20 protein-coding genes are annotated in these 12,705 nt (G+C 65.4%); 10 read left to right on the top strand and 10 right to left on the bottom strand.

Annotated elements, in window-relative coordinates:
- Position 1 precedes the first annotated feature (1 nt).
- The 9 genes from SPDO_RS15660 to SPDO_RS15620 all read left to right on the top strand — a co-directional run bounded on the left by SPDO_RS15660 (position 2) and on the right by SPDO_RS15620 (position 6,835).
- Complete coding sequence (locus SPDO_RS15660; RefSeq protein ID WP_066779362.1) at positions 2-274, top strand: hypothetical protein; 273 nt, start codon at positions 2-4, stop codon at positions 272-274.
- Positions 271-711, top strand: coding sequence for a periplasmic heavy metal sensor (locus tag SPDO_RS15655; RefSeq protein ID WP_041043253.1), 441 nt, complete (start codon positions 271-273; stop codon positions 709-711). The genes SPDO_RS15660 and SPDO_RS15655 overlap by 4 nt, the downstream gene beginning before the upstream one ends.
- Positions 708-1,277 carry an RNA polymerase sigma factor gene (locus SPDO_RS15650; RefSeq protein ID WP_088368457.1) on the top strand — a complete coding sequence of 190 codons (570 nt, stop codon included), beginning with the start codon at positions 708-710 and terminating at the stop codon, positions 1,275-1,277. Before SPDO_RS15655 ends, SPDO_RS15650 begins: the two co-directional genes overlap by 4 nt.
- Before the next feature lie 67 nt (positions 1,278-1,344).
- Entirely contained in the window at positions 1,345-3,315 is a 1,971-nt protein-coding gene (locus SPDO_RS15645) for a copper resistance system multicopper oxidase (RefSeq protein ID WP_088368456.1), read from the top strand.
- Between the two features lie 23 nt (positions 3,316-3,338).
- Positions 3,339-4,508, top strand: coding sequence for a copper resistance protein B (locus SPDO_RS15640; protein ID WP_181401849.1), 1,170 nt, complete (start codon positions 3,339-3,341; stop codon positions 4,506-4,508).
- Positions 4,499-5,236, top strand: coding sequence for a PepSY domain-containing protein (locus tag SPDO_RS15635; protein WP_088368454.1), 738 nt, complete (start codon positions 4,499-4,501; stop codon positions 5,234-5,236). Before SPDO_RS15640 ends, SPDO_RS15635 begins: the two co-directional genes overlap by 10 nt.
- A 47-nt stretch (positions 5,237-5,283) precedes the next feature.
- A complete protein-coding gene (locus tag SPDO_RS15630) occupies positions 5,284-5,886 on the top strand; it encodes a DUF305 domain-containing protein (RefSeq protein ID WP_211280110.1) in 603 nt (200 codons plus the stop codon).
- A 93-nt stretch (positions 5,887-5,979) separates the two neighbouring features.
- The gene (locus SPDO_RS15625) at positions 5,980-6,336 is read left to right on the top strand and encodes a DUF305 domain-containing protein (RefSeq protein ID WP_041043301.1); all 357 of its coding nucleotides are present in this window, start codon (positions 5,980-5,982) and stop codon (positions 6,334-6,336) included.
- Positions 6,337-6,394: 58 nt separating this feature from the next.
- On the top strand, positions 6,395-6,835 hold the full coding sequence (locus SPDO_RS15620; RefSeq protein ID WP_058733718.1) for a DUF411 domain-containing protein: 441 nt from the start codon (positions 6,395-6,397) through the stop codon (positions 6,833-6,835).
- Between the two features lie 32 nt (positions 6,836-6,867).
- Here the strand turns inward: SPDO_RS15620 and SPDO_RS15615 are convergent, their stop codons facing one another.
- The 3 genes from SPDO_RS15615 to SPDO_RS15610 are packed head-to-tail and all read right to left on the bottom strand — an operon-like array spanning position 6,868 to position 8,257.
- Positions 6,868-7,089: a hypothetical protein gene (locus SPDO_RS15615; RefSeq protein WP_066779340.1), complete on the bottom strand. Its 222-nt coding sequence runs from the start codon at positions 7,087-7,089 to the stop codon at positions 6,868-6,870.
- Positions 7,090-7,134: 45 nt separating this feature from the next.
- A complete protein-coding gene (locus SPDO_RS16755) occupies positions 7,135-7,467 on the bottom strand; it encodes a hypothetical protein (RefSeq protein ID WP_066779338.1) in 333 nt (110 codons plus the stop codon).
- A 37-nt stretch (positions 7,468-7,504) separates the two neighbouring features.
- On the bottom strand, positions 7,505-8,257 hold the full coding sequence (locus SPDO_RS15610) for a MauE/DoxX family redox-associated membrane protein (protein WP_066779336.1): 753 nt from the start codon (positions 8,255-8,257) through the stop codon (positions 7,505-7,507).
- A gap of 63 nt (positions 8,258-8,320) precedes the next feature.
- Between SPDO_RS15610 and SPDO_RS15605 the strand changes: the two genes are divergently transcribed.
- Positions 8,321-8,728, top strand: a complete 408-nt coding sequence (locus tag SPDO_RS15605; protein ID WP_066779335.1) for a MerR family transcriptional regulator — start codon at positions 8,321-8,323, stop codon at positions 8,726-8,728.
- Here SPDO_RS15605 and arsH read toward each other — a convergent pair.
- The 7 genes from arsH to SPDO_RS15570 all read right to left on the bottom strand — a co-directional run bounded on the left by arsH (position 8,719) and on the right by SPDO_RS15570 (position 12,693).
- On the bottom strand, positions 8,719-9,474 hold the full coding sequence (arsH, locus tag SPDO_RS15600; protein ID WP_066779332.1) for an arsenical resistance protein ArsH: 756 nt from the start codon (positions 9,472-9,474) through the stop codon (positions 8,719-8,721). The genes SPDO_RS15605 and arsH overlap by 10 nt on opposite strands.
- Positions 9,474-9,908 (bottom strand): arsenic resistance N-acetyltransferase ArsN2, encoded by a 435-nt coding sequence (gene arsN2, locus SPDO_RS15595; RefSeq protein ID WP_219994274.1) that lies wholly within the window; start codon positions 9,906-9,908, stop codon positions 9,474-9,476. The genes arsH and arsN2 overlap by 1 nt, the downstream gene beginning before the upstream one ends.
- A complete protein-coding gene (locus SPDO_RS15590; RefSeq protein ID WP_088368453.1) occupies positions 9,905-10,228 on the bottom strand; it encodes a YnfA family protein in 324 nt (107 codons plus the stop codon). The genes arsN2 and SPDO_RS15590 overlap by 4 nt, the downstream gene beginning before the upstream one ends.
- Complete coding sequence (locus tag SPDO_RS15585) at positions 10,225-11,511, bottom strand: arsenic transporter (protein WP_088368452.1); 1,287 nt, start codon at positions 11,509-11,511, stop codon at positions 10,225-10,227. Before SPDO_RS15585 ends, SPDO_RS15590 begins: the two co-directional genes overlap by 4 nt.
- Complete coding sequence (gene arsC, locus SPDO_RS15580) at positions 11,511-11,939, bottom strand: arsenate reductase (glutaredoxin) (protein ID WP_088368451.1); 429 nt, start codon at positions 11,937-11,939, stop codon at positions 11,511-11,513. The genes SPDO_RS15585 and arsC overlap by 1 nt, the downstream gene beginning before the upstream one ends.
- An 11-nt stretch (positions 11,940-11,950) precedes the next feature.
- Positions 11,951-12,283 carry an ArsR/SmtB family transcription factor gene (locus SPDO_RS15575; protein WP_066779324.1) on the bottom strand — a complete coding sequence of 111 codons (333 nt, stop codon included), beginning with the start codon at positions 12,281-12,283 and terminating at the stop codon, positions 11,951-11,953.
- A gap of 317 nt (positions 12,284-12,600) precedes the next feature.
- Positions 12,601-12,693, bottom strand: coding sequence for a helix-turn-helix domain-containing protein (locus SPDO_RS15570; protein ID WP_245829578.1), 93 nt, complete (start codon positions 12,691-12,693; stop codon positions 12,601-12,603).
- Between the last annotated feature and the right edge of the window lie 12 nt (positions 12,694-12,705).

Genomic DNA, 12,705 nt, shown 5'->3' with positions numbered 1-12,705 from the left:
CATGGACGATCTAGACAGAGCATTGGCGCGACTAGCGGGCGCACCCGCCCCGGCCGCTTTGGAGGGTATCGAGGACCAAGTCCTCAGACGAATCGGCAGCCGCCCCGCCGTGCGCGGAGCCGGGCTCGGGATCGGTGTGATAACCGCCGCGGCGCTCGGTATCGGGATCGTCGGTGCCGAGCTGCCCGCGACGGCAAGCCCTGTTGTCTCGCTCGCGCCGCTCGGCGGAGCCTCCCCCCTTGCCCCTTCCGCGTTGCTGATCGGCGAGCCATGACCTCGACCAAGCGGGTTGTCCTGTGCGCCTTGCTCGCCTTCCTGGCAGCGATCGGCGGTGTCTTTATCGGGCGCGCACTGCTGCCGCAGCCCAAGCAACCCGGTGCGGCGCTTCACGAGGTGCTGCATCATAAGCTCGCGCTTGATGGCGACCAGCAGGCCCGATTGAAGGTGCTCGAAGACCGGTTCGCGGTGCAACGCCGCGCCCTCGAGCTGGAGATGCGTGCCGCCAATGCCCGCCTTGCCGAGGCGATCGAGGCCGAGCATGGCAATGGTCCGCGGGTGGCCGCTGCGGTCGACCAAAGCCATGCCGCGATGGGCGAGCTGCAGAAGGCGACGCTGGCGCACATCTTCGCCATGCGTCAGCTCCTCCGGCCCGATCAGACCTCTCAATTCGATGACGCGGTGGTGAAGGCGCTCACCGACGGCCAGGGGTGAGCCTCGATTGGACCGCGTTGTCGGATGGCGAACTGGCGACGCTCAGCATCGCCGGCCGACAAGCCGCTTTCGCCGAGATCGTGCGACGCTATCGGCAGCCGATGTTCCGGCTTTCGCGCGCATTCCTCGGCGATGCCGACGACGCGCTGGACGTGACCCAGGAAGCGTTCGTGGCCGCACATCAGGCCTTGTCGCGCTACGATCCCAACCGCTCGATGCAGGCGTGGCTCACGACCATCGCCGTCAACAAATGCCGCGATTGGGCGCGCAAGCGTGCCGTGCGCCGGTTTCTGTCGTTCGCGCTGCCGAACGACGAACAGGTCCAGAGCATCGTCGACGAACAGGTGCCGATCGACGACGCAGCCGGCGATCGGCAGGAACTCGATCGTGTGACCCGCGCCATCTCGACCTTGCCCGCGAACCTGAAGGAGCCTTTGGTACTTCGGACGATCGAAGGCCTGAGCCAGGCCGAGACGGCCGAGGTGCTGGGGATCAGCCAGAAGGCGGTCGAAACCCGCCTGTATCGCGCGCGGGCGCGGCTGCTCGAAAAACTCGGGAACCGCTGAGGGCTGGACGGATCGGCCGCGTAGAAGAAGCGACGGCCCTTTCACGGCCCCATTCTTAGGAGCTTGCATGTCGCGCGTTCTCGACCGCCGCCAGGTGCTGCGCGGTGCCAGTCTGGCAGGAGGCGGCCTCGCCTTGTCGGCCTATATGCCGGCATGGGCACAGCCCGTCTCCGCCGGCATCGCCAAGCCGTTGCCCACGGTGTCGGGCGAGGACATCACGCTCAAGGTCGCGCATCAGATGATGATGATCGACGGGCGGCAGAGCCACGCCATCGGCATCAACGGCACCGTGCCCGCGCCGCTCATCCGCTTGCGCGAGGGACAGAACGTCCGCCTCCACGTCGTCAACGAGCTCGACGAGGAAACCTCGATCCACTGGCATGGGCTGCTGCTGCCCTTTCAGATGGACGGGGTGCCGGGGATCGCCTTCCCCGGCATTCCGGCGCGCTCGACCTTCACCTACGAGTTCCCGATCATCCAAAGCGGGACCTACTGGTATCACAGCCATTCCGGGCTTCAGGAGCAGGAGGGACACTACGGCCCGATCCTGATCGATCCGAAGAATCCCGATCCCGTGCAGTTCGATCGCGAGCATGTGATCGTGCTGTCCGACCACAGCTTCCATCACCCGCACTACCTCTTTGATCGGCTGAAGAAGGAGTCGGGCTACTTCAACCGCCAGCGCCAGACCCTGGCCGGGCTTCTCGCCGGCAAGGATCAGTCGCTGAAAGAGCGGTTGGAGTGGGGCAAGATGCGGATGGATCCCGCCGACGTCGCCGACGTCACGGGGTCGGTCTACACTTACCTGGTCAACGGCTACGGCCCCAAGGACAATTGGACCGCGCTGTTCCGGCCCGGCGAGCGGGTACGGCTGCGCTTCATCAACGCCTCGTCGATGACCACCTTCAACGTCCGCATTCCGGGCCTGCCGATGACGATCGTCGCGGCCGACGGCTTGAACGTGCGCCCGGTTGAGATCGACGAGTTCCAGTTCGGCCCGGCCGAGACCTACGACGCGATCGTCACCCCGCCCGACCTGCGCGCCTATACGCTGGTCGGTGAGAGCGTCGATCGCTCCGGCATGGCCCGCGCGACGCTCGCCCCGCGTGAGGGGATGGCGGCCGAGGTGCCCCCGCTCCGCAAGCGCCCGCTCGCGACCATGAAGGACATGGGCATGGGCGGCATGGATCATGGCACGATGGACCACGGCGCTATGAATCATGGTGCTATGGGCGGCGCCGCGGGATCGATGTCCGGCATGGACCATGCTGCGATGGGGCATGGCGCGGGCACCGGCGCGATGCCGGGTATGGATCATTCCCAAATGAACCACGGCGCGGCCGGCACCGCGGCAGGCGGCATGGCAGGCATGGACCACGGCCAGGCTCAGGGCGGCGCCATGGCCGGTATGGACCATGGCTCCGGCACGATGCCGGCGATGAACGGCGATCAGATGGGCGGGATGGACATGGGCGGCATGAGCCATTCCATGCGCGATTTCAGCAATGCCCCTGAGGTGAAGAAGGGACCGGGCGTGCAGACCATCTCGCCGATGCCGGTCGATCGCACCGGAGATCCCGGGCAGGGGCTGGAGAATGTCGGGCACCGCGTTCTCACCTATCGCGACCTGATGGCGCTCGACCGCAACCCGGACACACGCGCACCGGAGCGGGAGATCAAGCTCCACCTCACCGGCAACATGGAGCGCTACATGTGGGGCTTCGACGGCGAAAAGCTGTCGGAGAACCCCGATCCGATCACGCTGCTTCACGGCGAGCGCGTACGGGTGACGCTCATCAACGACACGATGATGGGACATCCGATCCACATCCATGGCCACTTCTTCGACCTGGTGACCGGCAAGGGCGCCTACGCGCCCCGAAAGCATACGGTGCTGGTGCAGCCGGGAGGCACGGTGAGCTGGGACGTGACCGGCGAGGAAGGCGACTGGGCCTTCCACTGCCACATGCTCTACCACATGCACGCGGGCATGATGCGTGTCGTCCAGGTCCGCAAGGCCGGGGAGGCCACGGCGTGATCCGGGCGCTCCTCCTCGCCGGTATGGCGCCGCTCGCCCTTGCGACACCCGCATTGGCGCAGACCATGGACCATTCCATGCACAACATGCCGGGCATGACGATGCCGGCAAAGCCGGCCGCCAAGCCGAAGGCGAAAGCCGCGGCCAAGTCCGCGACTAAGCGTAAGGCCCCCGTCCGACGCACCGCGCCGCGGCGCGCGCAACCGGCGAAGACGCAGGCTGCCGACCCTCATGCCGGGCATGACATGAGCGGAATGCAGCGAATGGATATGAGCGGTCAGCAGCCCACCCAGAACCCGCACGCCGGGCACGATATGTCCGCTATGCCGGGCATGGCAGCATCGACAGATGCGGGCCAGGACCCACATGCCGGCCACGACATGAGCACGATGCCGGGCATGGCGATGCCCGGCGATCAGCCCGCTGCCAAGGTCGGAACCGACCTTCCCCCCGGCAACAAGCCCGCTCCCGCTCCGGCCGGGGACCACCTCGCCGATCGTTTCTGGGGCGCGGACGCCATGGCCAGCTCGCGCGAGAACGATCTACGCCGCGAGCATGGCGGAATGACCGTCTATCAGATCCTCTTCAATCTCGCCGAATATCAGGCTCGCAAGGGTGGCGACGGCTATCGCTGGGATGGCGAGGCCTGGATCGGGGGCGACATCAATCGCTTTACGCTAAAGAGCGAGGGCGAAGGCACGTTCGGCAAGCCGCTCGAACAGGCCGAGGTGCAGGCGCTCTACAGCCGCGCGCTCGATCCATACTGGAACCTTCAGGCGGGCGTTCGCTACGACTTCAAGCCCAACCCCTCGCGCACCTACGCGACGGTAGGGATCGAGGGGCTGGCCCCCGGTTGGTTCGAGGTGGAGGGCGCATTGTTCCTCTCCGACAAGGGCGACGTGCTTGGCCGTGCGGAGGGCTATTACGACCAGCGCATCACCAACTGGTTCGTGCTCCAGCCTAGGGTGGAGGCCAATTTCTCCGCGCAGGACGTGCCCGAAACCGGCACCGGCTCCGGGCTCACGGACCTCGAGGCCGGGCTTCGGCTTCGCTACGAGGGCCGGCGCGAGTTCGCGCCCTACATCGGCGTGTCCTGGGAGCGGCAGTTCGGGGACACCGCGCGCTTCACTCGCGCACGCGGTGACAAAACGGGCGGCTTTAGCTTCGTCGCGGGCGTGAGGACCTGGTTCTGAGCCCGCGGCTCCGCCTCCATGTTGGGGCAAGCAAGGTTCACCGCTGGCTTGCGCTCCTGATCGGAGCGCAGGCGATCGTCTGGTTCACAAGCGGGCTAGTCATGAGCTTGCTGCCGATCGACACGGTGCATGGCGATCACCGGATCGATCGGAACGTCGAACCGGCCCTGATTGCCACCCAGGACTTCGCGCCCGTCCCTGCCCTTCTCGCATCGGCAGGGGCGCCGGTGCGTCAGCTTCAGCACCGGATGCTGCTGGGTCGGCCAATCGTCGAAGCCCAACTCGGCGACGGCAAGGTGCGCTTGCTGGACGCCCGGACCGCGAAGCCTCTGGCCCCGGTCGATGGCGCCGCTGCAGCGCTGATCGCGAGGCAGGCGTATCGCGGCGATGCCGGTTCGGCGCCGGTCGTTGAACGGATCGAGCGCCCGAGCACCGAGTACCGCGGCGCCCTCCCCGCCTGGCGTGCTTCTTTCCCCGATGCCGACGGGACCCGCATTTACGTCGCGGCTGAAACGGGGCGGCTGACATCGGTGCGAACCGGCACGTGGCGGCTCTATGACTTCTTCTGGGGTCTCCACATCATGGATTGGACCGAGCACGAACGGTTCAACACGCCATGGCTCAACGCCTTTGCAGCGGGCGGGCTCGTGTTCGCCGTTGCCGGCGCGATCCTGCTCTTCATGCGTTGGCCCCGCCGACGGCGCAGAAAAGCTCAAGGGGTCCGCTAGAGAGCCGCGTATCCTCGTGTGGGTGGGGCCGCACAGGAGAGCGCATGATGAACCACGACGACCCCAGCTCCAAACAGGGCGGCAATATGGGGATGAGCTACGGGCGCTTCGCCGCGATGATCGCGACGTCGACGGTCGTGATGTTCGGGCTCATGTACCTTAACACCTACGCACTGAGCCATGTCGAATACAGCCAGACCCGGACGTGGATGGCGATCGTCATGGGCGCCACCATGGCGCTCATCATGATCGGCTTCATGTGGGGCATGTACCCCGACCGGCGGGCCAATCTCGGCATCGTGGCAGCCTCGATCGCGGTATTCGCCGGCGCCTTGTGGCTCGTCCGTAGCCAGGAGACGGTCGGCGACGTCGCTTATATGAAGGCCATGATCCCGCATCACTCGATCGCGATCATGACCAGCGAGCGCGCGCACATCAAAGACCCCGAGGTACGCAAGCTGGCGGACGGGATCATTGATGCTCAGGTCCGCGAGATCGCGCAGATGAAGCGCTACATCGCCCGGCTCGAGGCGCACCCCACGCCCGACAATGCGCCCGACCTCCCCTCCTATCGCGACAAGCAGGTGCCTCCCCCGCCCCCCGAAACCGACGAGAGCGTCGGCGTCAACACGCTTCAGCCGATCCGCTGAGCAACATCGCTTGAGGGCTAATCGGTTTGAGCCCGTATCCCTGTTGAGCGGGGGTTTTGACGCAGGAGCGACACGATGAAGAAAATGATGATTATGGCCGTCGCGACCGCCCTCGGCGCGGCTCCCGCGGTCGCCCAGATGCAGGGCATGGACCATTCCGGCATGAACCATGGGCAGATGATGCGGCCGACGCCGGCGAACCCGTACCCGCAGGCCGAGATGGACATGCATCAGAAGATGATGTCGGCGATGGGTGCCGATGCCACCGAGACGTGGGTCCGCAAGATGGTCGAGCACCACCGTGGCGGCATCGCCATGTCGCGTATCGTGCTTCGCGAGACCAAGGACCCCAAGGTTCGCCAGATGGCCACCAAGACGATCGCAGAGCAGACCCGCGAGATCGGCGAGTTGAACGCCTGGCTGCGGGCGCATGGCAAGAGCGCCCAGTAATCGACTATCGTCCCTCCCCCCGTCACCGTGCGGGGGATGGCCACCCGGGAACTCAGATATGGATCGCTTTCGCCTTCTCGCCGCCGCGCTGGCGTGCGCTACCCCTGCGGGGGCTCTCGCCGCGGGTCCCGTCCTGATGCATCGCGACCCGGGTTGCCCCTGTTGCGAGAAATGGGCGCAGCAGGTGAAGGAGCAGTTCGGCCGCGCCGTCCGCGTCGTCGACGATGCGAACCGGCCGGCGTTCATGAAGGCACGCGGCGTGCCTCAAGACCTCGCCTCCTGTCACACTGCCATTATCGACGGCATGACCTTCGAAGGGCACGTTCCGATTGCCGACATGAAGCGCGCCTTGGCCACGCATCCGAAGGGCGTCACCGGCCTCGCGGTCGCCGGGATGCCGATGGGCTCACCGGGCATGGAAATGCCGGGCATGAAGGCCCAGGCCTATGACGTGATCGCGTTCGGGCCGAGCGGCCGCAGGGTGTTCGCCCGCCATTGAAAAGGGGAGGCGCGAACGCCTCCCCTCCCAGCTTACTTCTTCTGCATGCCCGACATGTCGTGACCGGCGTGCTCGCCGTGCTTCATGTCCTTCATGTCGGCGCAGCAATCCTTCTTCGCGCCGTCCTTGTCCTTGCAGCAGTCGGCGCCATCCTTGCAGCACTCCTTCCCCGCGCAGCAGTCAGCGGCGGCAAAGGCCGTGGCGGGAACGAGCGTGAGCGCGATAGCCGCGCCGATGAACTTGATGGTCTTCATGTGTAATTTTCCTCAAATGCACTGATTGATCGGAATCCACGTCGATCAGGCGGTTCGAGGAGGTGGCGGTGCAGGACCGCCCGAGCGACCAACAAGGGCATGAGGCTCGGGTGCGGGCGGATCCGTCCGCACGGCGAGCTGCGGCGCGGGAGACGTGTGAACGTCGAGGGCCGTTGCGATGCAGGCTCCTACGCAGTCCACCGGAGGGGTCTTTTTTACGGGCGTGAGCGGCGCGCGATCGCAATCGGCCATTCCGGCATGCGCCTGCGAAGGCGGCGCAGCCTGCGCCATGGCCTCGCACATCGGGCCCATCCGCACGAGCAGCATCGCGCCCAGCAGGAGCAGCGCAAATGTGCGGACGAGGCGGCCGAAGCTCATGCAGCCCTTCTAGCTTGCGCCGGGCCGCCGCACCAGATCAGTGCGCGACGCCCAGCACCATCCAGATCGCCATGGCGACCATCATCACGTTCTCGGTGAGCGACAGGAAGCCCAACGGCACATTGCTGTCACCGCCCACGCACGCGCATTTCAGCTCGCGCTTGTCGACATACACGGCCTTGATGACCGAGACCGCTCCGATCGTCCCGATCACCAGCGCGATCGGCACCGACAGCCAGGTCAGCACGCCGGCCGCCATCAGCACGCCCGCTGCGCCTTCCGCGTAGGGGTAGGTGTAGGAATAGGGCACCCAGCGCTTCGCAAGCAGATCGTAGTTGAGGAACATGCTCGAAAAGCTCTCCACGTTCTGGAGCTTGAGCATGGCCAGCACGCACATGGAGAAGGCGATGAACCACTCACCCGCGCGTACCGTGAACGGTGTGCCGAGCACGGCATAGCTGGCCGCCAGCGCCATCAATGCCGTCATCGCGAACACAACCGCGACCGGCCGGTAGGTCACCGCCGTGGGGTCGGCCACGGTCTTACCGAAAAACCGGCGCAGATCGTCGTAGCCTCCTACCCGCTCGCCACCGATGAAGGTCTGGGGTGTCGTTTTGACCCCATGCTCGGCTTTGAACGCGTCGGTTTCCTCGCGCGTGCGTAGCCAATGGTCCTCGACCTCATAACCCTGCCGGCGCAGCAGATCCTTCGCCTTGATCCCGTAGGGACAGGTGTGGGTCGGCATCACCATCCGATAGATCGTCGCCTTCTTGGGCGCGAACGTCGCCATTCGTCTTCTCCGGCCTCTGTGCCCGACCTATATGGCATCCGTACTATAGTACGGAGTCAAGGCATGACCGGCATGACGATCGCAGGGCTCGCTCGAGAAGGCGATGTGGGCGTGGAAACGATCCGCTACTACCAGCGCCGAGGTCTTCTCGACACGCCCGACAGGCCGATAAACTCCGGGTCCGGGGGCGGTATCCGCCGCTATGGCCCGGAGGATGTTCGCCGGCTGCGCTTCATCCGATCGGCCCAGGGCGCCGGCTTCACGCTGGAGCAGATCGGCGAGCTGCTGGCGCTCGACGCGACCGACGATCGCGCACGCGCACGCGAGCTTGCCAGCGAGCGGATTACGGTGCTGGACGCCAAGATCGAGGAGCTTGAGCGGGTACGCGCGTCACTGCGGCATCTCGCACACGAGTGCGGAAACGGATCAGCGGGACCGTGCCCTATTCTGGCGGCTTTCGATCACGCTTGAGCGTCAGCTCGGGCGATGGCGATGCTCGACAGATCGGTTCTGACGTCGACTGGCACGCCGGCGTGCCTGCGCTCGGAATAGCGGTCGACGAGCTGGGTTGCATATGGGCGCAGCAGGACGGTGAAGCGCACCAGCTCCTCCATTACATCGACGATACGGTCGTAATAGCTCGACGGCTTCATGCGCCCAGCTTCGTCGAACTCCTTGTAGGCCATCGCCACCGATGATTGATTGGGGATCGTGAACATCCGCATCCAGCGGCCAAGCAGGCGTAGTGTGTTGACTGCGTTGAACGATTGCGATCCGCCCGACACCTGCATCACCGCGAGCGTGCGTCCCTGCGTCGGCCGCATCCCCTTCATCTCGAGCGGCAGATGATCGATCTGCGCCTTCATGATGCCCGTGATCTGGCCGTGCCGCTCAGGGCTGCACCAGACCTGCCCCTCCGACCACATTGATAGCTCGCGTAACTCGTGAACGGCCGGGTGATCGTCTCCCGCCACTTGGTCGGGCAGCGGCAGCGTGGAAGGATCGAAGATGCGCGTGTCTGCGCCAAACAGGTGCAGCAAGCGCGCCGCTTCTTCCGCGGCTAGGCGCGAGAAGGAGCGCTCACGCAGGCTGCCGTAGAGCAGCAGGATGCGGGGAGCGGGTTCGGTCGGCCCAAGATCCGCGGCGAGGCGATGACGGATAAACGCCGGATCGAGTGCCGGCAGAACATCCAAATCGGCAAGGGTACGAAGCGGCATCAGAGGGCTTTCACGAGGTAGGTCGCGGAGGCGGGGCAGAGCGAGGTGAACTCGCGCGTGGCGGCAATAGCGGACGGTGCCGAATGGCGATCGGCGGCCGCATAGCCGAGCATGCGGAAGAACGGGGCCGCGGTCGTGGTCAGTAGATGGAGTCGCTGTACGCCCAGTGTGCAAGCTTCTTGTTCGAGCGCGGCGACCAGCGCGCGGCCGATGCCGGCGCCCCGACGATCGGGAAGGATGAGGACGGAGCGGAGCAGACGGTCGGCTCCTTCGCCTTCCAGACCACCATAGCCAATTAGGCTATCCGCATCGAACCGGAAGAACACGCGGTCAGGCTCCGCGAGATCGGTGCTGGGCAAGCCCATGGCGTCGAGGTGCCGCGACAGCTCAGCAAGGTCGCTGGCTTGGAGAAGCCTGGCGATCGGCGTCATCATGCGCCGCGAGGCCCGAGCAGGATCAAACAGGTTCCGACAAGGCAGAGGGCGGCCCCGCCGACATCCCAGCGATCGGGACGGACGCCCTCGACACTCCACAGCCAGAGCAGGGAGGCGCAGATGTAGATGCCGCCATAAGCGGCATAGGCCCGCCCCGCGGCATCACTGTCGACGCGGGTCAGAAGCCAGGCGAAAAGGATTAGGGAGGCAACGCCGGGGACCAGCCAGAGGGGCGCCCTGCCCATTCGGAGCCACGCCCAGAATGCGAAGCATCCGGCAATCTCAGCAAGCGCCGCGCCGATGTAGATCAGGGCAGTCATTCGATGGTAATCCTCAACGCCAAGGCACCGAGCGTGACCAGCAGCACCGGCACGGTCAGCGTGACACCGATCCGGAAATAATAGCCCCATCCGATCCGCACGCCTTTCTGGCCGAGAACGTGAAGCCACAGGAGCGTCGCGAGCGATCCGATCGGCGTGAGCTTGGGACCGAGGTCGCAGCCGATCACGTTGGCGTAGATCATCGCCTCCTTGACCGTGCCCGTGGCATGGGCCGCATCGATCGACAGCGCGCCCACCAGCACGGTCGGCATGTTGTTCATCACCGAGGAGAAAACGGCTGCGATCACGCCTGTTCCCAAGGCGGCACTCCAGACACCGCCTTGTGCCGTCCGATCGAGGAGCGCAGCCAGATGATCGGTCAGGCCGGCGTTCCGCAGGCCATAGACCACCAGGTACATGCCGAGCGAGAAGATCACGACCTGCCACGGTGCGCCGCGCAGCACCTTCCGCGTCTCTATCACGTGCCCACGTCCGGCGATTACCAGCAGAAGGATCGCGCCGGCAGCGGCAACGGCGCTGACGGGCACGCCAAGCGGTTCGAGCAGGAAGAAGCCGGCAAGCAGCAAAGCGAGAACGATCCATCCGGCGCGGAAGGTCGCGGCGTCATGGATCGCTTCTCGGGGCGTACGTAGCGCCCCCACATCGTAAGCTCTTGGTATGTCACCTCGAAAGAACAGTAGCAGCGCGCCCAACGTGGCGGCGATCGACACTAGATCGACCGGCACCATCACGGACGCATAATCGCCGAAGCCGATGCCGAAGAAGTCGGCCGACACGATGTTGACGAGGTTCGACACGACCAACGGCAGACTGGCCGTGTCGGCGATGAACCCCGCCGCCATGACGAACGCCAGTGTCGCCCTGTCCTTGAAGCCTAGCGCCCGCAGCATCGCGATGACGATCGGCGTCAGGATCAGCGCCGCGCCATCATTGGCGAACAGCGCAGACACCGCCGCGCCGAGCAGCACGATCAGGACAAATAGTCGGTGACCATGCCCCCTGCCCCAGCGTGCGATATGCAGCGCCGCCCATTCGAAGAACCCGGCTTCATCGAGCAACAGGCTGATGACGATGATGGCAACGAACGCGGCGGTCGCGTTCCACACGATGTTCCACACCACCGGCACGTCGGACAGCGTGACGACGCCCGCTAGCAGCGCCACGACCGCCCCTCCCATGGCGCTCCACCCAATGCCGAGGCCCTTGGGTTGCCAAATGACGAGCGCGATTGTGGCGACGAAGATCAGGACGGCCAGGAGCATCAGACGACGCGCTGGCCCGAAGCGTCCACCACTTGCTCACCGTCTTCCTTGGCAAACGCGCCGAGCTGATCGCTTGGCAGCAGATCGAGGACGGCTTCAGAGGGGCGGCACAGCTTCACGCCGAGTGGCGAGACGACCAGAGGCCGGTTGATGAGGATCGGATGCGCCATCATCGCGTCCACCAGCGCGTCGTCGGACTTCGACGTGTCACCCAGGCCCAGCTCCGCATAGGGTGTGCCCTTCTCTCGCAGGAGCTCGCGGGGCGCTATGCCGGCGCGATCGATCAGCTCGACCAGCAGGGCACGCGAGGGCGGCGTCTTCAAATACTCGACCACATGCGGTTCGATGCCGGCATTGCGGATCATGGCGAGTGCGTTGCGGGACGTGCCGCACTCGGGATTGTGGTAAATGACGATATCGACAGGCACGAAGCGTCCTTTCAGCAGCAGGGGGCGAGTTCCGCGACGAGCGGCGCGCACAGCTCGGCATTGCCGGCGCAGCAGTCCTTGACGAGGAAGAGGGTGAGCGCACGTAGGCCGTCCAGGTCAGCGCAGTAGATGATGGATCGACTGCGACGTTCGGACCGCACGAGGCCCGCGCGCGCAAGGATGCCCAGATGTGCGGACATGGTATTCTGCGGCACATCAAGCTGACGGGCTATGTCGCCGGCTGCCATACCGTTCGGTTCATGCCGCACCAGCAGGCGGAAGACATCGAGGCGTGTCGCTTGCGCGAGCGCGCTCAAAGCGGAAATGGCCGAATCGTTTTCCATATATCCAGCATAGTGGATATGACGAGAGCGAGGCAACGGGTCCGGAAAAACCAGGTCCGCAACACCTTCCGGCTCGGAACAGGATTATAGGCGCGGCTCGCGCGCCTCGCCTTTCCGAGGACCAGCAGCATGATTGATTTGGACGACCCCCAAGCGGTCAAGGAAGCGTCGCGCGCTAATCGCCGCCGGCGCTTTCGCAGCTCCGCAAAGCGGGCGCGGCCTATTCCACCACCTGACAGTTAATCCGCCTTGGAGGGCGCGCGGATCAGTGCGCCCACCGCGAGAAACGTGTCAAAACCGTCCGGTTATGACACCGGCTATCGTTCGCCGGCTGGGAAGTGACGGTAGAAGGTCGAGCGGCCGACTTGCAGCAGTTTGGCGACCTTGGCGGGGCTGTCGCCCGCCGCCAGCAGCTTGCGCGC

It is taken from the genome of Sphingomonas dokdonensis, assembly GCF_002197685.1.
Lineage (GTDB): Bacteria > Pseudomonadota > Alphaproteobacteria > Sphingomonadales > Sphingomonadaceae > Sphingomonas > Sphingomonas dokdonensis.
This window is presented reverse-complemented; position numbering and strand designations above follow the sequence as displayed.